General features: G+C 37.5%; 30 protein-coding genes. 10 read left to right on the forward strand and 20 right to left on the reverse strand.

Annotation, left to right across the window (positions count from 1 at the left end):
* The first annotated feature begins 22 nt into the window (after positions 1-22).
* Positions 23-1,393: a 30S ribosomal protein S6--L-glutamate ligase gene (gene rimK / locus CHB68_RS01270; RefSeq protein WP_089258784.1), complete on the forward strand. Its 1,371-nt coding sequence runs from the start codon at positions 23-25 to the stop codon at positions 1,391-1,393.
* A 17-nt stretch (positions 1,394-1,410) separates the two neighbouring features.
* On the opposite strand, the gene CHB68_RS01275 is transcribed toward rimK, so the two are convergent.
* On the reverse strand, positions 1,411-2,358 hold the full coding sequence (locus CHB68_RS01275) for an NAD-dependent epimerase/dehydratase family protein (protein ID WP_089258786.1): 948 nt from the start codon (positions 2,356-2,358) through the stop codon (positions 1,411-1,413).
* 64 nt (positions 2,359-2,422) lie between these two features.
* On the opposite strand from CHB68_RS01275, the gene CHB68_RS01280 reads away from it, so the two are divergent.
* Together CHB68_RS01280 and CHB68_RS01285 are read left to right on the forward strand one after the other, a co-directional pair.
* The gene (locus tag CHB68_RS01280) at positions 2,423-2,923 is read left to right on the forward strand and encodes a hypothetical protein (RefSeq protein WP_089258789.1); all 501 of its coding nucleotides are present in this window, start codon (positions 2,423-2,425) and stop codon (positions 2,921-2,923) included.
* Positions 2,910-3,404 carry a nuclear transport factor 2 family protein gene (locus tag CHB68_RS01285; protein ID WP_089258791.1) on the forward strand — a complete coding sequence of 165 codons (495 nt, stop codon included), beginning with the start codon at positions 2,910-2,912 and terminating at the stop codon, positions 3,402-3,404. Before CHB68_RS01280 ends, CHB68_RS01285 begins: the two co-directional genes overlap by 14 nt.
* A gap of 49 nt (positions 3,405-3,453) precedes the next feature.
* On the opposite strand, the gene CHB68_RS01290 is transcribed toward CHB68_RS01285, so the two are convergent.
* The 4 genes from CHB68_RS01290 to CHB68_RS01305 form a co-directional block, all read right to left on the reverse strand.
* A complete protein-coding gene (locus CHB68_RS01290) occupies positions 3,454-4,158 on the reverse strand; it encodes a hypothetical protein (protein WP_089258793.1) in 705 nt (234 codons plus the stop codon).
* A 133-nt stretch (positions 4,159-4,291) separates the two neighbouring features.
* On the reverse strand, positions 4,292-4,666 hold the full coding sequence (locus tag CHB68_RS01295; RefSeq protein WP_089258795.1) for a hypothetical protein: 375 nt from the start codon (positions 4,664-4,666) through the stop codon (positions 4,292-4,294).
* 125 nt (positions 4,667-4,791) lie between these two features.
* Entirely contained in the window at positions 4,792-5,601 is an 810-nt protein-coding gene (locus CHB68_RS01300; RefSeq protein ID WP_089258797.1) for an NAD-dependent epimerase/dehydratase family protein, read from the reverse strand.
* Positions 5,591-7,879 (reverse strand): M28 family peptidase, encoded by a 2,289-nt coding sequence (locus CHB68_RS01305; RefSeq protein WP_089258799.1) that lies wholly within the window; start codon positions 7,877-7,879, stop codon positions 5,591-5,593. The genes CHB68_RS01300 and CHB68_RS01305 overlap by 11 nt, the downstream gene beginning before the upstream one ends.
* A gap of 120 nt (positions 7,880-7,999) precedes the next feature.
* On the opposite strand from CHB68_RS01305, the gene CHB68_RS01310 reads away from it, so the two are divergent.
* Positions 8,000-8,464: a CBS domain-containing protein gene (locus CHB68_RS01310; protein WP_089258801.1), complete on the forward strand. Its 465-nt coding sequence runs from the start codon at positions 8,000-8,002 to the stop codon at positions 8,462-8,464.
* Between the two features lie 62 nt (positions 8,465-8,526).
* Here CHB68_RS01310 and CHB68_RS01315 read toward each other — a convergent pair whose 3' ends face one another.
* The 6 genes from CHB68_RS01315 to CHB68_RS01340 all read right to left on the reverse strand — a co-directional run bounded on the left by CHB68_RS01315 (position 8,527) and on the right by CHB68_RS01340 (position 11,305).
* Positions 8,527-8,877 (reverse strand): hypothetical protein, encoded by a 351-nt coding sequence (locus CHB68_RS01315; RefSeq protein ID WP_089258803.1) that lies wholly within the window; start codon positions 8,875-8,877, stop codon positions 8,527-8,529.
* Positions 8,878-9,369 carry a DUF6265 family protein gene (locus CHB68_RS01320; RefSeq protein ID WP_089258805.1) on the reverse strand — a complete coding sequence of 164 codons (492 nt, stop codon included), beginning with the start codon at positions 9,367-9,369 and terminating at the stop codon, positions 8,878-8,880. It abuts the gene before it with no gap.
* 52 nt (positions 9,370-9,421) lie between these two features.
* Positions 9,422-9,802 carry an SMU1112c/YaeR family gloxylase I-like metalloprotein gene (gene gloA2, locus CHB68_RS01325; protein ID WP_089258807.1) on the reverse strand — a complete coding sequence of 127 codons (381 nt, stop codon included), beginning with the start codon at positions 9,800-9,802 and terminating at the stop codon, positions 9,422-9,424.
* A gap of 98 nt (positions 9,803-9,900) precedes the next feature.
* Positions 9,901-10,473: a hypothetical protein gene (locus CHB68_RS01330; protein ID WP_089258809.1), complete on the reverse strand. Its 573-nt coding sequence runs from the start codon at positions 10,471-10,473 to the stop codon at positions 9,901-9,903.
* A 6-nt stretch (positions 10,474-10,479) separates the two neighbouring features.
* Positions 10,480-10,698 carry a DUF6500 family protein gene (locus CHB68_RS01335; RefSeq protein WP_089258811.1) on the reverse strand — a complete coding sequence of 73 codons (219 nt, stop codon included), beginning with the start codon at positions 10,696-10,698 and terminating at the stop codon, positions 10,480-10,482.
* Between the two features lie 22 nt (positions 10,699-10,720).
* A complete protein-coding gene (locus CHB68_RS01340) occupies positions 10,721-11,305 on the reverse strand; it encodes a pentapeptide repeat-containing protein (protein WP_245838740.1) in 585 nt (194 codons plus the stop codon).
* Positions 11,306-11,524: 219 nt separating this feature from the next.
* On the opposite strand from CHB68_RS01340, the gene CHB68_RS01345 reads away from it, so the two are divergent.
* A complete protein-coding gene (locus CHB68_RS01345) occupies positions 11,525-14,113 on the forward strand; it encodes a cyclic nucleotide-binding domain-containing protein (protein WP_089258813.1) in 2,589 nt (862 codons plus the stop codon).
* Between the two features lie 9 nt (positions 14,114-14,122).
* Here the strand turns inward: CHB68_RS01345 and CHB68_RS01350 are convergent, their stop codons facing one another.
* Genes CHB68_RS01350 through CHB68_RS01380 form a run of 7 tightly spaced genes read right to left on the reverse strand, consistent with a single transcriptional unit; the run spans position 14,123 to position 19,915 of the window.
* Positions 14,123-15,670 carry a M20/M25/M40 family metallo-hydrolase gene (locus CHB68_RS01350; protein WP_089258815.1) on the reverse strand — a complete coding sequence of 516 codons (1,548 nt, stop codon included), beginning with the start codon at positions 15,668-15,670 and terminating at the stop codon, positions 14,123-14,125.
* A 58-nt stretch (positions 15,671-15,728) separates the two neighbouring features.
* Positions 15,729-16,169 carry an SRPBCC family protein gene (locus CHB68_RS01355; RefSeq protein ID WP_089258817.1) on the reverse strand — a complete coding sequence of 147 codons (441 nt, stop codon included), beginning with the start codon at positions 16,167-16,169 and terminating at the stop codon, positions 15,729-15,731.
* Positions 16,170-16,180: 11 nt separating this feature from the next.
* Entirely contained in the window at positions 16,181-17,146 is a 966-nt protein-coding gene (locus CHB68_RS01360) for a 2-hydroxyacid dehydrogenase (protein ID WP_089258819.1), read from the reverse strand.
* Positions 17,139-17,633: a VOC family protein gene (locus CHB68_RS01365; protein ID WP_058104161.1), complete on the reverse strand. Its 495-nt coding sequence runs from the start codon at positions 17,631-17,633 to the stop codon at positions 17,139-17,141. Before CHB68_RS01365 ends, CHB68_RS01360 begins: the two co-directional genes overlap by 8 nt.
* A gap of 3 nt (positions 17,634-17,636) precedes the next feature.
* Positions 17,637-18,800, reverse strand: coding sequence for a mandelate racemase/muconate lactonizing enzyme family protein (locus CHB68_RS01370; RefSeq protein WP_089258821.1), 1,164 nt, complete (start codon positions 18,798-18,800; stop codon positions 17,637-17,639).
* Positions 18,797-19,684 (reverse strand): sugar phosphate isomerase/epimerase family protein, encoded by an 888-nt coding sequence (locus CHB68_RS01375; protein ID WP_089258823.1) that lies wholly within the window; start codon positions 19,682-19,684, stop codon positions 18,797-18,799. Before CHB68_RS01375 ends, CHB68_RS01370 begins: the two co-directional genes overlap by 4 nt.
* 21 nt (positions 19,685-19,705) lie before the next feature.
* Entirely contained in the window at positions 19,706-19,915 is a 210-nt protein-coding gene (locus tag CHB68_RS01380) for a CDGSH iron-sulfur domain-containing protein (protein WP_089258825.1), read from the reverse strand.
* A 208-nt stretch (positions 19,916-20,123) separates the two neighbouring features.
* Here CHB68_RS01380 and CHB68_RS01385 point away from each other — a divergent pair, with 208 nt between their 5' ends.
* From CHB68_RS01385 to recQ, 5 genes are all read left to right on the forward strand, one after another.
* Complete coding sequence (locus CHB68_RS01385) at positions 20,124-20,759, forward strand: CatA-like O-acetyltransferase (protein ID WP_089258827.1); 636 nt, start codon at positions 20,124-20,126, stop codon at positions 20,757-20,759.
* Between the two features lie 45 nt (positions 20,760-20,804).
* Positions 20,805-21,497, forward strand: coding sequence for a GNAT family N-acetyltransferase (locus CHB68_RS01390; protein WP_089258829.1), 693 nt, complete (start codon positions 20,805-20,807; stop codon positions 21,495-21,497).
* Between the two features lie 253 nt (positions 21,498-21,750).
* On the forward strand, positions 21,751-22,083 hold the full coding sequence (locus CHB68_RS01395) for a single-stranded DNA-binding protein (protein WP_089258831.1): 333 nt from the start codon (positions 21,751-21,753) through the stop codon (positions 22,081-22,083).
* A 219-nt stretch (positions 22,084-22,302) separates the two neighbouring features.
* Positions 22,303-22,518 (forward strand): GIY-YIG nuclease family protein, encoded by a 216-nt coding sequence (locus tag CHB68_RS18850; protein ID WP_394339885.1) that lies wholly within the window; start codon positions 22,303-22,305, stop codon positions 22,516-22,518.
* Positions 22,519-22,779: 261 nt separating this feature from the next.
* Positions 22,780-24,864 carry a DNA helicase RecQ gene (recQ, locus tag CHB68_RS01405; protein WP_089258833.1) on the forward strand — a complete coding sequence of 695 codons (2,085 nt, stop codon included), beginning with the start codon at positions 22,780-22,782 and terminating at the stop codon, positions 24,862-24,864.
* Between the two features lie 16 nt (positions 24,865-24,880).
* Here the strand turns inward: recQ and CHB68_RS01410 are convergent, their stop codons facing one another.
* On the reverse strand, positions 24,881-26,032 hold the full coding sequence (locus CHB68_RS01410) for a gliding motility-associated C-terminal domain-containing protein (RefSeq protein WP_089258835.1): 1,152 nt from the start codon (positions 26,030-26,032) through the stop codon (positions 24,881-24,883).
* Positions 26,033-26,058: 26 nt separating this feature from the next.
* A partial coding sequence (locus CHB68_RS01415) for a hypothetical protein (protein WP_218822471.1) occupies positions 26,059-26,640 on the reverse strand: 582 nt, incomplete at its 5' end.

The raw sequence follows: 26,640 nt of genomic DNA on the forward strand, positions 1-26,640 counted from the left end.
AACGGAGACAAAATAATAGAATTTGGATAATTTAAAGATTATAGGTAGTGAAGAGTGGTGTGTGTTCAATGAACTGGGTATACCGGCAATTAAGGCCAGGGTAGATTCTGGGGCTAAAACGTCTTCCATACAGGCTACCAATTTAAAAATTGTAGTAAAGGGCGGACATGAATGGGTAAAATTTGAGGTGAGCCCATTACAGGAAAACCGTAGTATAGCCATAGAATGCCAAGCTAGGTTGGTAGATCGCAGGATGGTAAAAAGTTCTTCCGGAATTTCTGAGGAACGTTTGGTCATAAAAACCCCGGTTACCATTGGTGAAGATACTTTTGATATTGAGCTGACCTTGGCGAATAGGGATACAATGGAGTTTCGTATGCTGTTGGGTAGAGAGGCACTGAACGAACGTTATATTGTCAACCCTGCAGTAAATTATCAATTACAATCATTTGAGGAAAGTGCGGTCAACAAAAAATATGCACCTTATTTTAAGGAAAAGACAGGTTTAAAAATTGCCCTTTTGGCAAGTAATCCCAATTTATATAGTAATAAAAGAATTATTGAAGCAGCCGAGGCCAGGGGGCATGAAATCGATTTTTTGAATGTTGAACAGGCCTATATGAAGCTTGATGCACGTTCCCCGGAAATTAGATATAGGGGAGGTATCATTTTAAAGGACTATGATGCGGTAATACCACGTATTAAGCCTTCGGTTACCTTTTACGGTTGTGCATTGATCCGTCAATTTAATAATTTGGGGGTATACTGTCAAAATTCTGCAGAAGCCATTACACAGTCCAGGGATAAATTGTTCGCTTCACAGTTGTTTTCAAACTATGATATCCATATCCCTATTACCGGTTTTGCAAAATCACCCATGGATACCAAGGATTTGATCAAAATGGTGAACGGAGCTCCGTTGATCATTAAATTATTGGAAAGTACCCAAGGTAAGGGAGTTGTTTTGGCCGAAACCAACAAGGCTGCAGAAAGTGTTATCAATGCCTTTAAAAGTGTCAATACCAATATATTGGTCCAGGAATTCATTAAAGAGGCCAACGGGCAGGATATTCGCTGTTTCGTGGTCAATGGTAAAGTGGTTGCAAGTATGCAACGACAAGCCCAAAAAGGTGAATTTAGGGCCAATATACACCAAGGAGGTACCGCTTCCATTATTAAAATCACCGCAGATGAAAAGAAGTTGGCATTAAAGGCGGCCAAAGTATTGAATTTGGCGGTTGCCGGGGTAGATATTATCCGATCTAATAAAGGACCATTATTGCTTGAAGTAAATTCTTCTCCCGGTCTGGAAGGAATAGAAAATGCTACCGGTAAAGATATAGCCAATGCCATGATCATGGCAATTGAAAAGCGATTGAAGTTTAGTAGTTGACCAATTTGAAGAACAGGCTAAACCCTGTTCTTCAAATTTTCCAACATGGTTTTCGTTGTTTTTTCAAGGTCAAATTCAGCCTTCCAGTTCCAATCCTTTTGTGCATTGCTGTCATCAATACTACTTGGCCATGAATTCGCAATTTGTTGCCTAAAATCCGGTGCATAGTCAATCGTAAAATCAGGTATTATAGCCTGGATACTGGCCGCTATTTCCTTTGGGGTAAAACTCATGGCTCCCAGATTATATGAAGACCGTTCTTTAATCTCATTCTCCGGGGTTTCCATAATTTGTAAGGTTGCCCTAATGGCATCATCCATGAACATCATGGGCAATTTGGTATCTTCTTCCAAAAAACATGTATAGGTGCCCTGTGTTAACGCTTTATGGTAAATTTCCACGGCATAATCCGTTGTGCCGCCACCCGGCATGGTTTTCCAACTGATCAGTCCGGGATAACGAATACTCCGCACATCTACACCAAATTTTTTAAAGTAATATTCGCACCAGCGTTCCCCGCTCTGTTTACTGATCCCATAAACGGTACTAGGTTCCATGATGGTGTTCTGTGGGGTATTGTTCTTTGGAGTATTTGGCCCAAAAACAGCGATACTGGAGGGCCAAAATATCTTGGTTATCTTTTTTTCCTTAGCTAGATTAAGCACGTTGAAAAGGGTGTTCATATTAAGATTCCATGCACGCATGGGAAATTTCTCCGCTGTTGCACTTAACATTGCGGCCATTAAATAAACCTCTGAAATATCATAATAGGCAATAACTTCCTCAAGGGCATCATAATTTGTAGCATCCAAGATTTCAAAAGGCCCAGATTGCATTAAATCCTCGTTACCTTCCCGTATGTCGCTAGCAATAATATGTTCACTACCGTATTTTTCTCTTAAGGTATAGGTGAGTTCTGTTCCAATTTGACCACAGGCGCCGATAATCAATATATATTTTGACATTTAAATATGCGTTAAATGAATTGCCGCATAAAGATACCTTTTCTTAAAATTTGTACATTCGCTTATGCCTAAAATATTAGCTTATTTAGTTGTACTGGTCTTAATAGCTTCATGTAAAGACCCTGTTTCAGAAACGGCCGAAGCACAAGACTCCGGTTGGGAGATTGTTGTAGATAGCCTTCCTGCCAAAAGTCCGGTAAATTCAAAAGCACAATTACTTTTGAGCGATTGGAAGGAATATGTAGCCGTTGAGCGTAGTTTTGATAAACTGTACACGACGGAGTTTAGAGAGGACTTCGTACTTGTAATAGAAGAGTTGATCGAGAACCAAAAGAAAATGGAGGATAGTGTATATCCTGCTTCACTTGATATACCGCAAATTAAAAGTAGACAAAAGGTATTTAAGACGTTTATATTAAAAACAAAAGGAGATTTGGAATACCGACAGAATCCAAAGGAATCCATTATACAAATGATTGTGGCCTTCAACAATTTACGAAATCAGGTTAATGTGGTGGTTAACAATACCCTGTTGGAAGAATTACGTGCAAATGAAGAAAATTAAATTGCTTTTTATTTTAGTATCCTCGGCCATGTTTGCACAGAACAATACGAACATGGAAGTCTCACGTGCACTTGATGATTGGCATGCAGCCGCAGCAATGGCAAATTTTAAGGCCTATTTTGAACTTATGACGGATGATGCCGTTTTTATAGGGACGGATGCCGGTGAAAATTGGCAACGGGAAGAGTTTATGGCCTATGCAAAACCCCATTTTGATAAAGGCCGGGCATGGAATTTTACTGCCGTAGAGCGTAATATTTATGTTGGCGGAACAAATGATATTGCCTGGTTCGATGAGTTATTGGACACCCAAATGAAAATTTGTCGCGGTTCTGGAGTACTAAAAAAAGTGGACGGGCAGTGGAAAATTGCCCACTATGTGCTATCTATCACCGTACCCAATGCTATTGTTGAGGAGTTGGTAAAATTAAAGAATGAGAAAGATAGTCTTCTTCTGGTTGACCTAAGGTCCAAATATTAAAAAAGGCGAACAAAAGCTGTTCGCCTTTTAATTCAAAACCTTCTATTTATTATTTTTTATCCTCAGGGGTATCTTTTCTAGAGGTCAACGCTTGTTTACTTAAACTTGCCAAGTTAAAGTTTGGGTCCATGGCCAAAGCTTCATCCATTGAGGCAATAGCGGCATCAATATTATTTTTATCCATATTGTATTGAATAAGGCCCTTGATATGGAGAAAGGCAGCTTTTAAAGAAACCTCATACGGTTGTTGGCGCTCATAAAAGGCATATTTCATATCATCCGTTGCATTGGTAATACCATATTCCACATGCTTCATGGCCCCGGCATTATCACCTAATTGAACCTTCAGGTCTGCCAATTCATATGCCAAATATGCGTTTGGGTCTCTTTGGTTTAAAATCTCAAATTGTTCCAAGGAACGTTTGGGCTGGTTCAATGCTTTTAGGGATATAGCCTTTACCTGTACCGCTAGATCAGAATCCGTATCAATCTTTTCAATGCCTATGGTGTTCAATGCTTGTAAGTGTTGATTATCATTGGCATATATATAGGCCAAGGTATCCATTCTTTCTTTGGAAGGAGATAGTACATTTAAATGGGTAAGGGCATTTATTACACCATCTATATCACCCTGTAGGCGCATTTGGTCATAAAATGCCTCATAATGTTTCTGCAATTCTGTCTTGGTCTGTGCAATGGCATAACTGCCTGAAAATAATAATGTCGTTAACACTATTAATACTGTTTTCTTCATCTGTTTAGATTCTTTTTAAGGTGCGCTAAACTATTAAAATAATTTGTATCCTCCTGTTAAGGAAAGGTTTAAATGTCCGGAAAAGAAAAAGGCGCTTATAAAAGCGCCTTTCAAATTTTTATAACATTGGTTTCTATACCAGTTCCAACCCTTTTTGTTTGGTACCGAACATTTTTAATAATTGAGAATAGAACCCTACGCTCTTGTTATCTTTCTCTATACAAGTTGCCAAAAAACTTCGCAGGTTTTTAAACAGCAAATTGGTATAGATGGTAGGCAAGTACGTGTTTACCCGTTTAGGATCATAGACACTCTCATCTTGGATTACTTCCATTTGAATTCTATGGCGATGATAATCAATGGTAACGTTCGTTGCATTATAGTATTTCTTCAATAAGGCAATATGTAATTGCTGATATCTTTTAGATGCCGTAGGATTTTTACAGCTTAGGGAGATGAGTTTCTCTAATTCAACTAAAACCCTCTCCCTTAAATTCGACTTTTCCATAACATTTTGGTTTTAAATTGAGGTATAAAGGTATGTCATACATCGATAACTACTTGTAAACCAATAATATATTAACGGTAATTAAGGGCTTTTGTTGTGAAATAGTTAATAGGTGTTGTAAAAATTCAATTTATAGTTGTGAGAAAATCATAATTATTAATAAGAAAAATACTACAAGATTCTACTTTTTTGTACGCTTTTCCTAAAGTTTGGGTATAGTGTGGTAAAGGGAGATTGCGTTTTATGGCTTCTTGAGTGTAGTAGTCTTGTTTTGTTGGATGTTCAGGGTATACCGCATTGATCGTATCCCCAAAATGGTCCGTTTCAATGATCGTTTCTATAATACCGATGCAATCATCTAAATGAATTAAATTTACCGGAGCCGTACCCCCGTTTAGATTTTGCTTTCCTGCCAGTATGGTAATTGGATGTCTGCCAGGACCGATCAAACCTCCAAAACGGATAATGGTCGTTTTAAGGGAGCTGTCATTTTTGAACAATTGTTCACATTGCACCAACTGTTTTCCGGATGAGGTGTTTGGTACGGGCAGACTTTTTTCGTTGACCATACCTTCCACATCTCCATAGACGGCCGTACTACTGGTGAATATAATATTTTGAACGGATGATTTTTTAATAGCCTCGTGAAGCAATTGTATTTTTGCGATATAGCTTTCTTTAGGACCTTTTCCCCTTAATTTTGGAGGGATATCAATAATCAAAGTGGTTATTGTACGTAGAAAATCTTCTATTGGGCCTTGTATATTGTTTTCGGTCAGGGTAATAGGAAAAGGTTCAATTCCATTCTTTTTTAGCAACTGTAATTTATCCTTGGATGTAGTGGTGCCTTTTACGACATACCCCTTACCAATTAAACTAACTGCTAAAGGCAGGCCTAACCAACCACAGCCTATGATGCCTATTTTAGTAGTCAAACTTAAATTTTTGAATAGTTAAAATTGCATCGTTCAAAACAAAGGGCATTGGAATGTTTTGGGAAGGTCTTTGCGGAATGGTAAACAAACTATTGCTTAACAGATCATTGGAAGCTTCATATACCGTTAATTCCAATTGTTCTGACTCTGGTATGGTTAAATCTAGTTCAGTATACTTGATATCACTAATATAGTGGGTGACCAACCTACTATTTCTTCCGTCTTTTAATGCAAATGTGGATAATGGTATACCGTTGACCTCAGCGCTTAAAATTTCCGAATCGTTTCTAAATATTTCCAATCTGTTAATAGACCTTTTTGGGGTTAAACATATTCTTAGGTTTCGTATTCCATTAATAACGGTATCCAATTGTATATCCATTTGTAATGGTTCAATTTGTTTTAACGGTGCTTTTTGGGTGTAGGTAAAACCAGAACTGTATTTACTGCTTAACGTATTTTTAGTCAACACGCTATCTGCATTGTTGGTCATTGTAATATACTGCTTTGTCCAGTTAGAAGGTACATGTTCGTAAGTTGCCCACATTGCTTGGTTTTCATCCGTATTATAAACATATAGCAAGCTGGTTGGTTTTGGATTGTTTTCAGAAAAATCGGAATTCATGTGGGCGGACACCAAAAACCCTATTCCCAACAGGAAGCTTAAAAATGCCAAGGCCGCTTTTTTACGATATCTGGTAAACAATGGTAATAACAGGAAAAAGGTCAGGGTAGTCAACAAGGTTGTGGCCACCATCATTTTAAGACCTAGGCCAATAGGAAACATTTTTATAAATGGAGAAAAAATAAATAAGGCCGGGAGCCCTAGAAATACCAGTAAATAGGAATTTGGATTTTTTTGGTTTATGTGTATATACAAAGCAACAAGAACGCTAAATACGGGAACAATAAAAAATGCCGCTCCTTTTAAATATATGGCAATTAAACCACATAGTACCAACCATAAAAAGATAGGGGCAACCAACAAATTTGCCGTTTTTACGACCTTAAATTTATAATAGGCGTAGAAACAAATACCTATTGAAAATAGCGTAAATGCCATAATATAGGCATGTCCATTATAGGTAAAACCATGTAGCATGTCCTTATAACCGGGGTATAGCCATTTTAAAACAGACCAGCTATAAAATCCTACTACGCCATTTACAACAAGGGTAAAAAGTACCGGTATCCAACCTTTGAAAATATCCTTTACATTCAATACCTTCTTTTTAAAACCTAAAATGAGTAGCATTATAAAGCATAGTATGGCCAAGCCCAACATGGGCATTATCCATGTAAAGGGGTATGAAACCATTTTGAAAAAAGGTACATTGAAATAGACATTGTCACTCAAACTTTTTATACTGCTTAAATCTGCATTTGCAAAGTGTTTTAATAAGGGCATAAGATAGCTACCTTGGTGTGCCAATGTGTTCCGGTCCAAGCGTTCGTAATTATCCATTACGGTATGGTAATCGTAATGGTCATCTATAAAAGCAAAGTTAAATCCTTCAATATCCCCGTTTTCCCTAAATACAGTAAGGTCCGTATCATTGGGCAACATTTTATAAATACTGTAAACCAAAGAATTTGCCACAGGAAAATCTGGATTGGCCGCAATGAATTCCGTAATCATGTTACGGTTGCCCCTATTGGTTTCCATAAGCATATAACTAGGTCCGCCGCTGCCACGTGCTTCAAAATTAAGTACTAACCCTACATCCTTTAACCATTCATGCCGATCTACAAAAAGTTGGGCTCCGTTCAAACCTAGTTCCTCCGCATCTGAAATTAAAATGATAATATCATTCTTGGGCTTGGTATCACTTTTTAAATAAGCGCGTATACCTTCTAAAATAGTTGCTACCCCACTGGCGGCATCACTTGCCCCTAGTGCAGAATGTGGGTTACTGTCATAGTGGCTCAATAACAACAAGGCTTTGCCATTTTCACTGCCCTTGATTCTAGCAAGAATATTTTCCGCTTTGCTAAGATTGGACCAATCTCCCGCAGTATAACCTTCTTGAACGGAGGTTTCAAGCCCTAGTTCATTGAGTTGCGAAATGATGTAGTTACGAGCTTTGACATGACCGGGAAAACCAACACTATGTGGTTCTAAGGAAAGTTGTTGTACATGTTGTAACGCCCTGTCTGTAGAAAAGTTGGTTTGCGGAACTTCCATGTCCGTTTGATACTTGGGCAAAAGGGAATCAAAACTCCAATAAATAGCAAGTACTATCAAGAGTAGGGTTAATACGGTTGGTGTTTTTCTCATAATTACGGTATTCTTCTTTAAAGTCACAAATTATTAAAAATTACATTGCTTATATCGAATATTATTAGTAAATGTCAAATATTTTGTTATCTTTATTAATCAACCTTTAAATAAACTGTTATGGGAATCAAAAGCTTTCAAGGTGTTAGAAAGGTATTTAAAAAAGAATTTGAGGCCCCTATTTTGGTAGCCGATTACATGACCACAAAGTTAATCACTTTTTCTCCAGAAGACTCTATTTTGGCGGTAATGGAGAAATTTGCCAAACATCATATTTCCGGTGGACCGGTTTTGGACAGTAACGGGTTTTTGGTTGGAATCATCTCTGAAGCGGATTGCATGAAGCAAATATCCGAAAGTCGTTATTTTAATCAACCGATATTGGATAAAAGCGTTGAAAAATTTATGACCAAAACCGTAGAGACCATACCACATGATATATCCATATTTGATGCTGCAGGAATCTTTGCACAACATAACAGAAGAAGGCTACCGGTAATGAAAAATGGTATTTTGGTAGGGCAGATCAGTAGAAAGGATATTGTGATAGCAGCCTTAAAACTTAGCGGACATAATTGGAAGTAGTTTAAATTTTTATATGAATAATAGCTATGGGCGCTTCTATTGAGGTGCCTTTTCTTATTTGTTTATTCTCGCTTTACAATCATATAAAAATCATTGTCCAAAGGTAAATACCCTAAATCATATAAAAAATAATAGGTAGTTCCTTTTTTGGTAGTATATAGATTGGTGACATAGTCAAAATCAAAACCCTTGTTCATTAAACGAGTTCTTGTGGTCTTGGTTTTGCCATTGGTAAGTTTATAACTATCCAATATTTTATAATTCTTGCGCAACCTGTTGTTGATATTCCGTATTAAATTCTTGCTTTCCGGATTTACCTTGTTATTATAGGCATTGCGACAATAATCGTTACAGAATTTCTTGTCAATTCTGCCAAAAACTTCCTTACCACATTCTAAACATTCCCGTTTCATCTATTGCCTATGGTAGTTAAATTTAACCTCATTGGATTTTCCATCACCTTCACCTACATCTACATACATGTTTATTTCTTTATCAGAAATATACTCAATGGTAAAATCATCAAAATATAAACGGTCTTCCGTTATTTTGACCAACTTAAAATCTACCGTTTCATCCTTTTCTTCCCAGCCATTTAAGTCAGCGTCAAAATGTTTTAATTGAAGGAGCAAAGTACCATTCGTTTCAATAATATGTCCAAACTCATAAAAACCTACCGCACCATCTGCAATCAAACGAAATGAAAACATCATGGAACCGTTTTGTGGCGGACTCCATATTTCCTCTACAATACCACCAAATGCTTCACCTTTCCAATGGCCGGCCAACCATGAAATAGTGTCCAACTTAGCCGTTGGGCTCAACATTCCTTGTTCATATGAAACGGTTTGTTGTGATCGTAGCCAAATAGAGGCAAAAAGAAAGCATAACGTAATTGGTTTCATTAATTTGTATTTGTAAACAAGATACAAATTAAACGTTTACAAACACTTAGGGTTATTTCTCATAAAATTCTATGGGAAGCTCATCCGGATCGGCAATAAAAGTAAACCGTTTATGTGTATGCTCATCTATTCTAATAGGTTCTGCAATTACATGTTGCGATTTGCAATGAGCTATGATTTTGTCCAAATCATCTACTTCAAAGGCTAAGTGGCGTAGCCCACAGGCTTCTGGCCTGGAAGGTCGTTTGGGAGGGTTGGGGAAGGAAAACAATTCAATAACATAATTTCCATTCAATGCTAAATCTAGTTTGTATGATTGCCGTTCTTTGCGATATACTTCACGGATTATCTCTAAACCTAAAACATCTATATAAAATTTTTTGGAAATTTCGTAATTAGAGCAAATTATGGCGGTATGGTGTACTTTGTTCATTGAGATTAATTTAAATCCACTTTTTTTGAAAGTATTGTGCTGGGTAATATCAACCTTTTAATAACCATGATGTACTTATTTTATATTTTAAGAAATATTTACTCAACTTCTACCTTTTTATAAGTTTCAAATACATCTATTGCCTTTATATAATTCTTAGCACCGGCCATAGTCATATCCGTTACAAAGCCATCTAGTTTTGGGTAATTTATCTTAATCCAGTTTATAAGGGAATCTTTTTCTTGGTTCCAGTTATTCCAATTTACCCCTATGTATTCTAACTCCCTAAATGTGGTTATTTTATCATTTGCAAAGGATATTTCCACTTTATATTTTAAAGGGTTGTTTTTTAAAAATGCGTTTCTTTTATTTTTTTGGGCAACTGTAGCAATAACAACATGGTTTTTTTCTTCTAATGCAATGATTTTATAAGAGGATTTAAAAATAGAATCCCATTTAAAGAATTCATGGAAACTATTATGGTCATAGGGGGTTATATAATCCCCGGAAATTATGGTAACACTATCGTGTAGTACATTTTTTAAAGCATTATAATTACCTGTATCCAGAGCATTGTAGTATATTTTTGTAGCCTCTTTATAATTTGGGCGTTGACAGGCGCAACTGATCAATACACCCACAAAACACAGCGTAAACACTAAATATTTCATTTGTTGTTAGCTTAACGATTTAATCATCCCCTTGATTTTTATTGCTTTCTCAAAATGATCTAACCTATGTTCCAAGATCCACCATTGGGCCACCTCCATTAACAGTTCTGGGTTGTCATTTTTATTTTTAAAGAATGCATAGAAAGAGAGTCCTACATTTTCTCCTTTAGCGGCAATTTTTGAATCGCAAACCTGAATAATTTTTTGTTTTATTTCTTGGGTCATTAAAGGGTGCCTTTTTTAGTTATCAATCCACGATGTTTAGTTTATACTTATGCAATAATCCTTGCAGTGTTTCCCTTGAAAAAACAGCCTCCTTTACCATATTGTTTTCTGGGTCCAAACTAAAATTTGTCGCTGTACTAAAATCTGCCTTTTGCAGATTAGTTCGCGAAAATATGGACCGTTCCAGATTACATTCCAAAAATTTGGCATTGCTTAAATCACAATCGCTAAAATCTACTTCTTCTAGGTTACAAGACTTAAATTGTTGACCGATCAACTTCATTTCTACAAAATTTGCAAAACTTAGGTTACAGTCCGCAAAATACATTTGCATTAAAAAAGGATTGCAGGTGTTGAACGCTAACCCCATTAATTTACATTGTGAAAATGTTATTTCCTTAAATGTGGTATTCACAATGTTTGCATTACTTAGGTTGCAATCAATAAATTCACATTCCAAAAAAGTCTGGTTGTCCAAATAACCTTTATTAAAATTGCATCTTTCAAAAATGCAGTTTTCATATTCTGCCCTAGGTAACCGCTCGGAGGAAAAATTTTCTCCCATAAAGGTTTTGTCCACTATTAACTTTTCCACTACATTTTTCATTTTACTGGCCATCTTGCTGATAACCGCTTAATGACGATATTTTTGGGAAGATAGCAAAAGACCTGATAATAAAATAATGGTGTATTTGAATTTGGTAATTCTAATTTTACAAGGCCTATTTTAAGGTTTTGATCAATTTAAATTTCTTAAAATGATAAATTGATTTTAATACCGTGCAGACTTCATTTTTTAAGTTTAATGCCTTAAGTTAGGAGGCCCATGGAACACCAAACTAGACTTTTAAAGCAAGAAATAAATACCCAAAAACTACAGGAATATTTTCCCAACGGTCAAATTAAAACGTATTCTAAAGGGTACGCTATTAGTTATATCCATAAAAAAGTGTCAACATTTAGATGGTTGTTAGAGGGTAGTGTCAATTACTATATTTCATTGGAAAATCCAGAAAGCGATATTCTGGTCTGTCAAAATTCCGAACCATTTTCAACCATAGGACTAAATGGGTTCAATACCCCTAAAAGATTTACTTATAAGGCAATTGTAGCTTCCACACAAGCAACTTTTTTTGAAATACCGTTTAAGGAACTAAAGGCGTATTTGCAAAAAGGACATCAGAACATACTCTTAAAAAATATAGGCTCAAAACTTTATCATGTTTTGCGCACGGCATTGTTAAAACAGACAGAATTGTTGAATCCTGTGCGTTTTCAACCCTTTGTGGAGGACCGTCAGTTTTTTATTTCACCAGTAGCGGAGCAAGAAGCCATTGTTTCGTTAATGAGACGCTCACCATTTTTGGATTATTTTGAAGAAAGGAATTTAATGGCTTTGGCCGCACTGGCGGAACGTAGGGAATATGAACCGGATGAAGTGCTCTATGTACAGGATGGTTCCAGTAATGGACTTTTTATATTAATACATGGTGAAGTTACCATTAAACGGATAGAGAACACTATTGAAATTAAACAACGGTCCATTAAAAATTCCGGCTTTGTATTCGGATGGTCTTGCCTGTTAAAAGAAAAGGATATATGTTCTGCAATAACGAATACAAAAACATCTGCTTATTTTATTCCTGAGGGCGATTTAATGAAACTCTTTCAACAGGACGATATTTTTGAGGGTCAATTTTATCAACGGTTATTGTGGTTAATAGGCAACCAATTAAATGCTGCCTTTGTTCGTTATGTAGGACTATTGGGCAAGCATAACCTACAGGCCGTATATCAATTGATCAAGAATAACAAATCCCGTTTGTTGTTATCATCGCCATTACATCAAGTACCACATCTATTAAAGAGCAATACTACAAAACAATTAGCCTATGGGGCTTTGACCAAATTGGTTAAAAGCGGAACATCCTTAGAGCGTCATATAGCTTCGTTAAGTTTAGAGTTGTTGGGAGAAGACCAAAAGGAATATGAATTTCTGAGCGGATTACAGGAAATTTATAAAAGTGTAGCCGAAAAGAACAGCAAAGATGTAAAACAAAACAGAAAATCCTGTGCGGAGCTAACCATTAAGGTATTTAATAACGTGCCCCATATCATTGAAGGATGGGAAAACCTACCGCATAATACCGGAAATATCTTTATTTACAACCATTTGGTCAATGATGCACATTATACCCTGAACAATAATTTTCAGATTACGCTAGATTCACACTTTCTTAGTGCCATGGTTTTGTACAAGAAATATGGTGAGCCAGGTATTAGAACGGTACGTATAGGAAAAGGACAGGAATACGGGCATCAAAATTATTATGATAACCTGGGCTACATTAATGTTTATACTAAAGAGTCTGAACAACCCACAACCGATAAGAAAGAAGAAGCAAGAAGCATTTTTTACCGTGAAGCTACCAAGCATCTAGAACAAGGATACAATTTGATCATTAGTCCAGAAGGTACTTCCTATAGAACGGAAGAATCTCCGGGGCCTTTTAAAATGGGAGCATTTAAATTGGCTTTGCACACAGAACCGGAACCGTACATAGTACCTGTGGTCATGGTCAACTTTGACCATCGTTTAGGGAAATCATTATATTATTGCGCAATACAAAAACCTTTTTTGTTAAGTGAGAAAGTAGCCAGTAAGAGTAATCAAGATCTGTATGCCTTTTTACAAAAATATCAAGATGAATATTCATCCTATGTACAAACTGCCATTGATAGGGCAGATGAACTCAATGTGTCCAATTCAGGATCGGATAATCTTGAAGAGCCACCTGCAATTTGGTGTAATGAAATAAAACGACTTAAAAGGCGAATCGGCAAACTGGAAACCCAAGAAAACCTTATTGCTTTTTATGGAAGTTCTTCCGTGCGATTATGGGTGAACATGCAACGGGACCTAAGCCCGTTCAATGTGGTCAATTTAGGATTTGGTGGCTCCACCTTTGCATGGTGCATTCATTACTTTGATGAGATCTTTAAAGAAGCCCACCCATCCAAAATTGTATTATATGCAGGTGAAAACGATTTAAATGATGGCAAAACTCCGCAAGAGGTACTTTCGGGATGCATGGAGTTGGTAACAATGATTTATGATAAATATCCTGGTGTAGAGCTGGCATTGATTAGCCTTAAACCAAGTGTTGAGCGAGAACATCTTATTCCGTTGATTATGGAAACCAATTTAATGTTGTCCAAATATATTATTACGGAACTTAATGCTCAATACATTAATGTGTTCGCACAAATGATCACTACGGATAATAGACCTATTCCAGAGTTATACCTTTCTGACGGATTACATTTGAACAAGCAAGGCTATGCACTGTGGAGTACTGCTATTAAAAAAGCACTCCAAGCAGCGGATAGCCTTGAACTTGAAAATCAGTTTTAGATGGTACCGTTAATCTTGTCCGCCTTTACGTTGTGGCGTTCTTGGTGTTGGCCATTCTCCTTGTTTGCCAGATCTTGGGTTAATGCCCAAAACAGCTTTTTCACGAGATGTTTTTTCTGGGTCTTCGCATGCCATATAGGTAAGAATAGCAGTTAATATGGCGTTGTTGCGTACATCGTCAAAAACAATTTTATCGTAGGTGTCCAAATTGGTGTGCCAAGTATAGTTCCAATAATCCCAGCTCAACGAGCTTAGCGAAAACGCAGGGGCACCTGCCGCTACGAAAGATGCATAATCTGATCCACCACGACCGGGCGAACCGGGGAATGTAGTTTCTATTTCGTTTTTGTAGGTTTCCGGTACGGCTTCTAACCATCGCCCTAAATAATCATATGCATGAAGAAATCCTTGCCCGGATAAACGAACCACACGGCCCGTACCATTATCTTGATTGAATAAAGCTTGTACACCGGCAACAATCTCTGGGTGATCCTCAACAAATGAGCTAGAACCGTTTAAACCTTGTTCCTCACTGCCCCAATGCCCTACAAGAATGGTCCTTTTTGGGTTTGGATATACTTTTTTCAGAATACGTGCTGCTTCTAGCATGGTAATGGTACCTGTACCATTATCGGTTGCACCTGTACCGCCGTCCCATGAATCAAAATGAGCGGAAAGAATCACATATTCATCAGGGAACTCTGTGCCGGGTATGGTGGCTATGGTATTAAATGTTGGTACAACGCCTAAGTCTTTGGACTCTGCCACTATTTTAATTTTGGTATCCGCACCGTGCTCTACCATCCTATATAGCATTCCGTAATCTTCTAATGAAATATCAACAGCAGGAATTTTTTCAGTGCCTGCACTAAAAATTTTATTGGCACCAAAACCCTCGGACCATCTTGATTGTGCAATACCTACCGCACCCGCTTTTTCAAATGCTGCATTGATGTTTCTACTGGTATAGCCGGTATTATTAATATTCTGTCTCCAGATTTTCTCCAATGAATCGCGCTCGCTCTTCATTTTTTCAAAAGATGCTTTGGTTGCGTATTCTTCCCAGTTTTCATCTGGTCTGCCAGTAGGTTGCAACATGCTCACCATTACTATTTTTCCTTTTACGTTAGGTAGCCATTTTACAAAGGACAATGAATCTGTAAAACTTGGCAGTGTAATTAATGAAGCCGTAACACCTTTAGAGCTAGTACTTGGGTTCCATGCCAATTGTGTTGCATGTAATGATGCTACACGAGGTGAAACCATATCTACATGGGTAATACCTCTTTGCCATCCTTTCCAGGTTCCCCATTGCTGGTTTTCTGCAGAAATCCCCCATTTTTTGTAGGTGTTTACCGCCCAATCATGGGCACTTTTCATTTCTGGCGTACCTACTAATCTTGGACCGTTGAGGTCCATTAATTCGTAAGCCAATTGTTCTAGTTGAGAATTTTCAATGCCTTCTTTCTCTATGGCATTGACCATATCTTCTACCGTTTGTGAAATTGCAAATGTGGAGCATAGAAAATATGCCCCAATGAGTAGTACTTTTTTCATGTTCAAGTTAGTTTAGTTCTTTGAACTAAGGTACTCATTTAAGGGCGATAGCCCGCTGTTAAAATTTATGGGATTTTAAAAATTGGACAAGACTTTCCTGAATTAAATACTCCCAACCCGCTTTGCCACTTTCTTTTTTAAATTCAGGAATATCGGTCGGGAAATCTTTAATAACTTCACCAGTAAGGGTAAGAAGGGTGCCTAGTTCATTTTTGGACAACTCAAAAGTACTGATGCTTTCTCCGGGGTATTCATCAAACGTCCAACGATAACTTATTTTGGATGGTCGTGTTACTGCTATCACTTCCCAGTTGTGGGTAAAATTTCTTCCTTCGTTGGTAATGAGAAAACTGGTGGTGAAACCAACTTCTGGCTTAAAGTCCGGAATAACAGTAAAGTACCATTTTCGCATGTATTCCACATGTGTCAATGCTTCCCATACCTGCTCAATTGAAGTGTTAAAAAGCTGAGTGACAATTATAGGCTCACTGTTTCTCATAAAATCATGCTTTAGTTGTTGTCCAGTTCTTTTTTATTGAAAACACAATTTTTCATTGGAGCTTCACTACGTAAAATTGCCAAGGTATTTTGAACCGTCATTGTACACATTTTAGTATACGTGGTTTTGGTTAGGCTGCCTAAATGTGCGGTAATCAATACATTTTTTAATTGAAGTAATGGATCATTTTCTACTGGTGGTTCTTCTGCCAGAACATCGGCGGCGAAACCTGCTATGCTATGACTTTGCAGGGACTTGAACAACTCCTTTTGATCTATGATTCCTCCTCTGGCGGTATTGATCAACAACGCATTGGTTTTCATTAATGAAAAGGCAGCGGAATCAATTAGTTTTTCTGTTTTAGAGGTCAAGGGCAGATGTAAGCTAATTGCGTCTGAAGTGGTTAAAAGCTGTTTAAATTCTACAAATGAGAAGGGTACATCTTCTTTTTTTGAGCTCCAATAAATGACATTCATGCCTAAAGCCTTGGCGATATGTGCTACTTTTTTTCCAATATTTCCCATACCGATAATCCCCAAAGTTTTGCTATTGGTTTCATCGCCAACATATGTTCCCCGGTCTCCCCATCTATTTTCTTTGACCATGGTAACGGCATTGTACAAATTTCGCTGAAGCATTAATAACAGGGCAATAGTGTGTTCTGCAATGGTGTCGGCATTGGAATTTGGGGCGTTCACCACTTTAATTCCTCGTTTTGTGGCACTTGATACATCAATATTGTCCAAACCAACACCACAACGGGATATTACTTTTAAATTGGGCAACTGTTCCATGAACGAATCACGTACCAGACCTTTCCCTCGTGTAATGATGGCATCAATAGCATTGTTTTCTATCTGATGCTTTAGCGATGCTTCATCAAACCCTGTCAAAATATTCATGTCCGAAGCATTTTCCAACATATTCATGGCATCTTCGGCAACCGTTTCCAGTAAAAGAATATTTTTTCTATTCATCTGATTTATGGTAAAGCGTGGCGTCTTTGGATTTGTATCCACGGAAATCATTTCTGCCCGATACATATATTCCTTCTTTGAACAACTCGTCTTCAAAAATCTTTGGGTCTATATAATCACCGGGAACGGAAGATAGTTCTACCAAATTCCCCGATGGGTCACGAACAAACATTTGTATGGCGCCGTCCGGCAGTTGACGTACATTGCCCCACGGTTTTATGTCAATGACACCAAGCTCTTTCATTCTAAAGAATAGTGTATTGATGTCATCTACCTGAACACAGATGTGACCTCTAAACGAATACGCATCTTCCCACTCGGTTAAATGCAATTGTTGCTCCTCGTTGAATTTAAAAAATGCCGTAGGATAATCAAATAAGAATGCGGGTATGGCTTCCAAACCGAGTTCTTCCTCGTAAAATTTACAAGCTTCTTCTAAGTTGCTTACCACTAATGCAACGTGATTAATATGTACTGCCTTTGCCATAATTTATTGTTTAAAGTCCTTTACAAAATCCCAATTAGGGGTTAAACCGAGTCCGGGTTTGGTGGGTGCATTGAGCATACCTTCATTATCCACCGTAATTTGTTCCTCTACCAAATCATACATCATAGGGTTGCCGCCCAACGAAAACTCTATTACATTGGCAGAAGGGGAGGCGAATGCCACCGAAAGTCCCGCCATAAAGGAAAATGCTGATCCCCAACAATGCGGTGCCAATTCCAGTTGATAGGTATGTGCCAATTGTGAAACCCGCATGGCTTCTGTAATACCGCCAATTATGGCGCAATCTGGTTGTAACACATCTAACGCACGTTCAGCTATTAAATCTCGAACATCAAAAGCGGTGTACTCGCTTTCACCAGCAGCAATGGGTATAAAGGTATTGGCGCGAACTTCCGCAGTACCTATTTTATTATCTGGACTAATAGGTTCTTCAAACCAGTATAAGTTGCAGTCTTCTACACCCTTTGTAAACTGCTTGGCTTCGGGTACGCTAAAAGTACCATGGGCATCGGTCATTAACTTTATGTGATCGGGCAAGGCTTCACGGGCTGCCTTTACACGTTTAATACTTTCGGCTACAGTTTGATCCATAATACCCACACGCATTTTTACACCGCTAAACCCTTTTTGGGTATACCCCAACAGTTGTTCGCCAATAGCATCGGCTTTTGCCCAACCACCACTGGCGTATGCTGGCATTTTATCGCGACAGCTACCACCCAACAATTCTACCACAGGAGCTTTTAAAGCCTTTCCTTTAATGTCCCACAGCGCGGTGTCTATTCCGCTCATGGCAGAAATGGTCAATCCCCTTCTTCCTAAAATGGGAAATTTACGACCTCTTGATAGGGAATAATGATCTCGTGTGCCGTTGTATACGTGTTCCCAAATACGGGAGATATTTCGGGCATCCTTACCTATTAATTGTGGTTTTAGTTCATTTTCTATGCAGCTAACAATAGAGGCACAAGACCCAGAAGAACCTACAGCGGCTTTTGCTTCGCCAAAACCTTGTAACCCAGTATCGGTCGTTACCACTACCAAGGTCATATCAAAATTTGTCAATAGACCATAATCGGAAAAATGTTGCTTTTCTTTGGGTATTGGACAGCGTAACCAAAACGCTTCTATATTGGTGATTTTCATTTAATAAGCTCTTTTAGGGTGTCTATAGATTTTTTGGTCAGCATGGTGTAAAACTCATCGGTGACGGCAGAACTACCGTGATCTTCCAAGAATTTCTTTTGTTCTGCAGTGAGTCCCTCTGGATTTGTTTCTATGGAATTCGGATACGGATTGGCAGGTGTTCTATCTAACGGGGAACAAAATTCTACAGATAGCACCTTGTCATATTCAATCTCTTTTAACGTATTTATGATTTTGGTCCAATTGAGATGCCCCATGCCCGGTGCCATTCTATTATTATCGGCAACATGAAAATTCACCAAACGCTTGCCTACTTTTTTAATGGTATCGAACATATTGACCTCCTCTAAATTCATATGAAATGTATCTAGGCAAACTCCGCAATTAGGACCAACAGCTTCCGCAAGCGCCAATGCCTGTTCGCCTCTGTTGATAAAATAGGTCTCAAAACGGTTAATGGGCTCTATCCCTATTTGTAAACCATGGTCTTCGGTATATTTGTAAATTTCTTTAATGCCTTCTACCGCCCATTTCCATTCCTCTTCAGGTCTGGCATCGGGTACAATTTTGCCTACAGTTGCCGGTACCAATGAAATGACTTTACCGCCCAATTCATATACCATTTTGGCAACATCTTTTACGTATTGTATAGACATTTTACGTTGCGCGGGGTCTTTTGCCAGTAAATTGCGCTGTTCTAACATAAGTGTAACCGAGCCCCAACATTGTATGCCGTAGAGGTCTAACTGCAACTTTGCCTTTTGGGTGTCATAACTTTCTGGTGCACCCTGTATTTCTATATGCGTATAATCTAATTTGTTGATCCTATTGAGTGTGTGCTCTAACGATTCTGCACGCATCCAATTATGTATGGCTAATTCCATGGGTTGGTAAGGTTGTATTGTTTATCCGATAAATTCTATATTTCTATGTGATCCATCACAAAAAGGCTTGATTTTAGAAACACCGCAACGGCAGAATCCGGTAGTACCTTCCTTAGTTACAATTTCACCCGAGGCCAATTGTATTTCTAGATTTCCTTTGATTTTTAGCGGACCATTGTTTGCAACGATGATTTCGGTTATGCAGGGGTCTTTTGGTTGGTTTTCATTCATTGTTATTGATTTATGTTAATGAACAATAGGTTTGTTCAATATTTTAGAAGTTTTAAGGTAGGAAAAAAATGCATCTTACAGGGAATATGTAATTACCTAATTGTTAATAATTATACGCAAACACCCATAGACCATATTCCATTTTATATTAAAACGGGTACGTTGTATATTTAACCTCTTAAATGTAAACGTTGAATTAAAGGATATAATGAAGAAGGAGCTGAATATTGAAGAATGGAACAGGGCAGGACATTTTAATTTCTTTTCCCAGTTCGATGAACCTTTTTTTGGCGTTACCGTGAGGGTTAATTGTGCTAAGGCATATGAGTATGCCAAAAACACCGGGAATTCCTTTTTCCTGATCTATTTGCATAGGACATTGAAAGCAGCCAATAAAATACAACCTTTTAAATATAGAATTGAGGAGGGTAAGGTTTTCCAATATGATGATGTGCATGCTTCACCTACTATTGCCAGAACCGATGGCACCTTTGGTTTTTCCTATATGCCATATCAAGAATCTTTTTATGATTTTAAAGAGCGGGCAACAACTGAAATTGACAAGGTGGCCCATTCAAAAGGATTAGAACTGCCCCAATGTGGATTAAACGTTATTCATTGCTCCAGTATGCCCTGGTTAGATTTTACATCCGTTTCCCATGCCAGGCATTTTAAATTTGAGGATAGTTGTCCAAAAATTTCATTTGGTAAGATGACCGGTGAAGGTGAGGATAGGTCAATGCCTATATCCATACATGTGCACCATGCATTAATGGATGGGTATGAAGTTGGTTTGTTCGTAGAGGAGTTTCAAAAGTTAATGAATTTGGAAGGGGAAGTTTAAATTAAAATAGAACGTCTTACTAATTATAATCAATCATTGTTTTACATGTCCAATCTGGAAGATCAACTTAAAAACCCGGTATGGTATTCGTTAAATGAAACCCATAATAAGTATCTTATTGCGTATGAGGGGGTTCAATTTTATGATCAAGAAGTATGTACGTTCGGCTCTTTTTTTGATGAGGCACATACATTGGGAGCTTCAAGACATTATGTGGAATCTACGGATAGTTTCTTCTTCGTTTCCGAGAATAAAACGCCCATAATTGATGAATCTAAAATTGTTCTGGAGAAAAAAATAGAGGGTTGTCAAATGGTGCTTAATCAACTTCCAGAAATAAAGATTTCCGAAGATATTATTTTATTGGGCAGGGAACATATGGATGAAATCTATAATTTAATTTGGTTGGTTATGCCAGGTTATTATAGAAGAAGAACTTTTGAAATGGGCAACTACTATGGCATTTTTAAAGAAGGAAAATTGGTGGCCGTAACCGGACAGCGTCTTCAAACCGATCTATTCATTGAGATCAGTGCAGTGGTCACACATCCAGATTATACCAGAAAAGGTCTTGCAAAACAGTTGATAGCATATACCACAAACCAAATATTAAAGGTAAATAAGAAACCAATATTACATACTAATAAGGGTAATTTGGCCATTCCGCTTTATGAAAAATTAGGGTTTGAATTGACTAGGGATATGAATTGGTGGTCCTTCCGTAAAATCGGCTCTTGATTTTAACTTAGAACTAGTTGAAAAACGTAGTGTTTCTTAATTATTTCCACTTAATGGCCATATTTTATAAATAAATATTTATGTGTAATCATCAGTATAACAGTATAATATCTGTTTTTAAACGACTGTAAACGAATACAAACGATAGTAAACGTTTAATTACCGATTAATCTTTTTAGGCTGAACTAGGTTTGCAGTGTCGGGTCAAGGAGACTTGATAGTATAAACTGTTTAACCATTAAAATTTAGTAAAATGAACGCATTAAAAAACAAAGTACAGTTGATTGGTAATTTAGGGCAAGACCCGGAAATCGTTAATATGGAAGGCGGAAGTAAATTGGCAAAATTCTCGATAGCCACTACAGAAAATTATAAGAATGCCCAAGGTGAGAAGGTAGAAGACACCCAATGGCATAATATTGTTGCTTGGGGTAAGACGGCAGAAATCGTGGAAAATTATTTAACAAAGGGAAAACAGGTGGCCATAGAAGGTAAACTTACCCATCGCTCCTATGAAACCAAGGAAGGAGAAAAGAGATATATCACTGAGATTAGATGTAATGAGTTGTTGATGTTGGGGAAGTAATTACACTTTTAATTTTTTCAACTGCGCTCAGGATGATATTTTAACAAGTTGTTTTATTGGGGCTTCAAAATTTTTATCAAATGAATCTTTGTCAAATTTTGAACATTAATTTGATAACAAGTTACTTGCGAAAATGCTTGTCAGTCTGAGCGCAGTCGAATACCCAATATTTGTTAGAATGTTTTAATTAAAACATCTATGAATACTTATGTAGTGTAAATTTTACATTGTTCAGATGATTCTTTTTACATCGGTATTTCTAGTAATATAGAACATCTATTGGTTTATCAGGAGATGGGATACTTTCGTAGTTGTTATACTTTTAAGAGGAGACCTGTAAAACTCGTTTATTCTTTAAATTTTACTGATGTTATCCAAGCAATATTATCTGAAAAAAGAATTAAGGTATGGACGCGGGCTAAAAAAATTGCATAGATAAATGAAGATTTTGATATGATTCAAATATTATCGGAATGTAGAAATTTTACACATTCTAAATATAATTCAGATTCGTGTTCCAAAGTCCTTCGACTGCGCTCAGGATGATATATTGCCATTTTATAAAAGGGGACCGTATCAAATATTGATTATTGTTAAATAAACTTTTCACTACTTAAAGTTTAGATTTCAATATGATGTCAGTCTATGTACAGTCGAAGACTATTATGGTAATTAAACTTCTTATTTTTGCATTACATGATAACTACAGAGCAAGATTTACTCCCATTATTAAAAAATCATTTCGGTTACGATGCATTTAAGCCAAATCAGTTGGCCATTATTAAAGATGCCTTGAACAAAGAAGATGTATTGGCTATTATGCCTACAGGTGGTGGTAAGTCGCTTTGTTATCAGATGACCGCTTTGGCTTTAGAAGGAACTGCAATTGTGATTTCACCGCTAATAGCTTTGATGAAAGATCAAGTAGATGTGTTAAAAGCCAACGGAATAGCAGCTGCATATTACAATAGCTCACAATCCCAGGAAACACAACAGGAAATTCTTCAGCAATTAGAGAAAGGGCAATTGAAACTATTTTATGTTGCTCCAGAAAGTTTGGGGTTCCTAAATGGAATTTTGGAACAGCTTAAAATTAGCTTGTTTGCCGTTGACGAGGCACATTGTATTTCGTCTTGGGGACATGATTTTAGACCGGCCTATACCCAACTGGGAAGTTTAAAGAAAAGATTCCCAAATATTCCGATCATGGCACTTACCGCAACGGCCGATAAGACCACCCAAGACGATATCGTTGATCAATTGAGAATGCCAAATGCACAGCGCCATTTAGCTTCGTTCAACAGACCAAACCTATATTTGGAGGTGAAACCGGCCCAAGACCGTATAAAACATATCCTGCAATTTCTGGACGAGCATCCGTTTGAAAGCGGAATTATCTATTGTTTAAGTAGAAAAAGTACCGAGTCCATTGCAGAGAAATTGCGTAATGCCGGTCATAAGGCCAAGGCATATCACGCCGGTATGTCGTCTGAGGAACGTTCCTTGGTACAAGAGGAATTTATAACGGACAAGGTTCCTATTATTGCGGCCACAATTGCTTTTGGTATGGGAATAGACAAAAGTAATGTGCGTTGGGTTATTCACTATAATCTACCAAAGAATATAGAGGGGTATTATCAAGAAATTGGTCGTGGTGGCCGTGACGGACTCCCGGCACATGCCTTATTATTTTATAGTTTTGCCGATGTAGCACAATTACGCAGATTTATAACACAAAGTGAGAATGCAGATGTTGAATATGCCAAGTTAGAACGTATGCAACAATTTGCGGAAGCTTTAAGTTGTAGGCGTATAGCATTATTGAATTATTTTGGGGAACAAGTTACCAAAGGTTGTGGAAATTGTGATATCTGTACATCACCTCCGGCGTATTTTGATGCTACCCAATTGGCTCAAAAAGTTTGTTCCGCTGTTGCACGGTTAAAAGAAAGGGAACCTATGGGTTTGGTCATTGATGTTTTACGTGGTGCGCAGAATGCACAGGTTTTGGAAAAGGGATATCAACATATAAAAACCTATGGTGCGGTCAAAAATATATCTTGGCTAGACCTACAGCAATACGTAATACAGTTGTTGAACCAAGGGGTGTTGTTCATAAATTTTAGGGAGGGTGCAAGACTGGGATTGACCCCTTTGGCAAAAGAGGTATTGTTCATGGGCAAAAAAATAGAACTAGCCGTATTACAAAAAGCTTCCGATAAGAAAAAAGTAGTTGACAAGCCCATTTCTAAACGGACGGATCTGTTCGATAAATTACGGGTCTTACGTCAACAAATTGCCGTAGAACAGAACGTACCGGCCTATATTGTATTTGGTGATGCCAGTTTAAAGGATATGGAAGCCAAATTGCCCACCACTACTACTGAATTTATGGAGGTAACCGGGGTAGGGCAGGCCAAATTGGATAAATATGCCGATGTATTCATAGAGGAAATTAGTAAACATCTTGGGACAAAAAGGACCAAACGGAAAACCCACGACCACACCTTTGAACTATTCAATGACGGTTTGACGATCGCTGAAATTGCCACCGCTAGAAACCTATCTGAAAATACTATCTACGGACATTTAATGAAAAAGCATGCAGAAGGTGAGGAACTTGATTTAAATCAGTTTGTAAGTGCCGATGAAATTTCCAAAGTGGAAACCGCCAAAACAGAATTAACCGAAGCTAAGGGCCTAAGGGATTATTTTGAATTCTTTGAAGAGCAAATACCATACTGGAAAATCAAACTTTGCTTATATCTTTTGGAAAGTTAGATTACGGTATACTTATTTATCGGTCTATATATAAAAAGCCTTGTATAGAGAATTCACCACCATTAACATTGGCAATGTAAAAATAAATACCTTGGGGCAATCCTTTATTTCTACTGATAGCGCTTATATTGGTTCCTGTAAAACCATCAAATTCGTCAGTATAATTTTGAGCTTTATACACTAACAGACCATTTCTGTCATAAATTTGAAGTTCATTATTTTCATATTCTGCCAATTCATCAATGATGAATGTATCGTTGATTCCATCCCCATTTGGACTTACCAAATAATGATATCCTTTCATGGAAAGTTCGTTTTGAGGTTGTCCTTCAGTTTTAATGACACCAAATGTTAAAGCGGCATATTCATTGGGTATAAATGTTTGCGAGGTGACAAAACCATTATCCAAGTCACCAACACTATTTATGCTACCCAGATTTCGCCATGTTGAAGTGGTTATTTCGAACCCTACGATGCAAATATCGGCACTTTTTTCAGCTATGGTTTCCAATGCGCTACGATCGTTCCATTGCAACGTTACCGATGTATTGTTATCACCTTTTAACAACCAAAATTCATTGGTGTTGATCGCTATTACCTCGTTATCAGTATTAAACGGGTTATACAAAGTTGCATTATCAAAGATATAGCAACCTGTATAAGTTGATGGCGATCCGGTAGTAACAACCGACATAGGTCTTAACAATACGTCATCACCAACAGGAAATATAAAACTAGTTTCTACGTGTGTTTTCACAAAACCATTTACTTTGGAAAAATTACTGGACCCATTGTAAAAGGCACTTTCACCAAATTGCAAATAATTTTGGTCTATAACTTTACTTGTCTCTATATCCCCAACAATGAAATTGGCGTTACTTTTTACGGCAATAGGGGTGTTCAGGACAATACGTTCTTCATTGGCAATTTCAATATCATATAGATTCAGCTCATTGGATCCAGCTACGTTAAAACCAGAAGTTCCATAAAAACCTACTAACCCTTCATTACTTTGAAATGATCCTTCATTAACAATAGAATTGAATATACCTACTTGGCTGTTGGCATGTATTTGTATATTCCCGGTGTTATGTATTTGTTGTGCTTGAATGACAAATGTTGTCATCACGGCCCATATCATTAAATAAAAATGTGTATTCTTTTGCATAATTTGCTAAGCTGTCTGTTAAATAATTATAATGCTCTTTTTAGTTTTAGCTGGGCATTTAGTACTTGTGTTACACCAATGGCGGCAACAGCTCTTGCTATTCTTAATTCTATGACATCATTGCCATTACTAGTGTATTCAAAAAATCTACTGGTAGGGGCAGAGGTAAGGTTGATTACGTTTGGCCAAATATTTAAAATTGGGGTAACACGGTTTCCATTGACGTAAATGGCAAATCTATTCTTGAAAATTCCCAAGGTTTCCAAAATTTCCCATTGAATTTCACCTACGTATCTAGCTCCCGATACATTACTTATTACCGGGTTAAAGGTATGTGCTACAAGACTTAATTCTAAGGCACTGGAACCTAAAAGGTCACTGGTGCTGAATACACTTGATTGGCTTAAAATTTCTATCTGTAAGTAAGATGCCAAGGCAGATGTGCTAAGGGTAGTGGTTGTAGTGGGACTATCTAAATTTTGGACTATTGCCGTGGTCCCATCAATACCATCCGCACCCTGTAGGCTCAATAGCCAATCCGATTCCGTACCGGTGTATCCGTCCGCTACGGCAATTTCGTAGGCACTTGCCCCATCCGTACCGTTGGT

This window comes from Maribacter sedimenticola (genome assembly GCF_900188415.1).
GTDB lineage: Bacteria > Bacteroidota > Bacteroidia > Flavobacteriales > Flavobacteriaceae > Maribacter > Maribacter sedimenticola.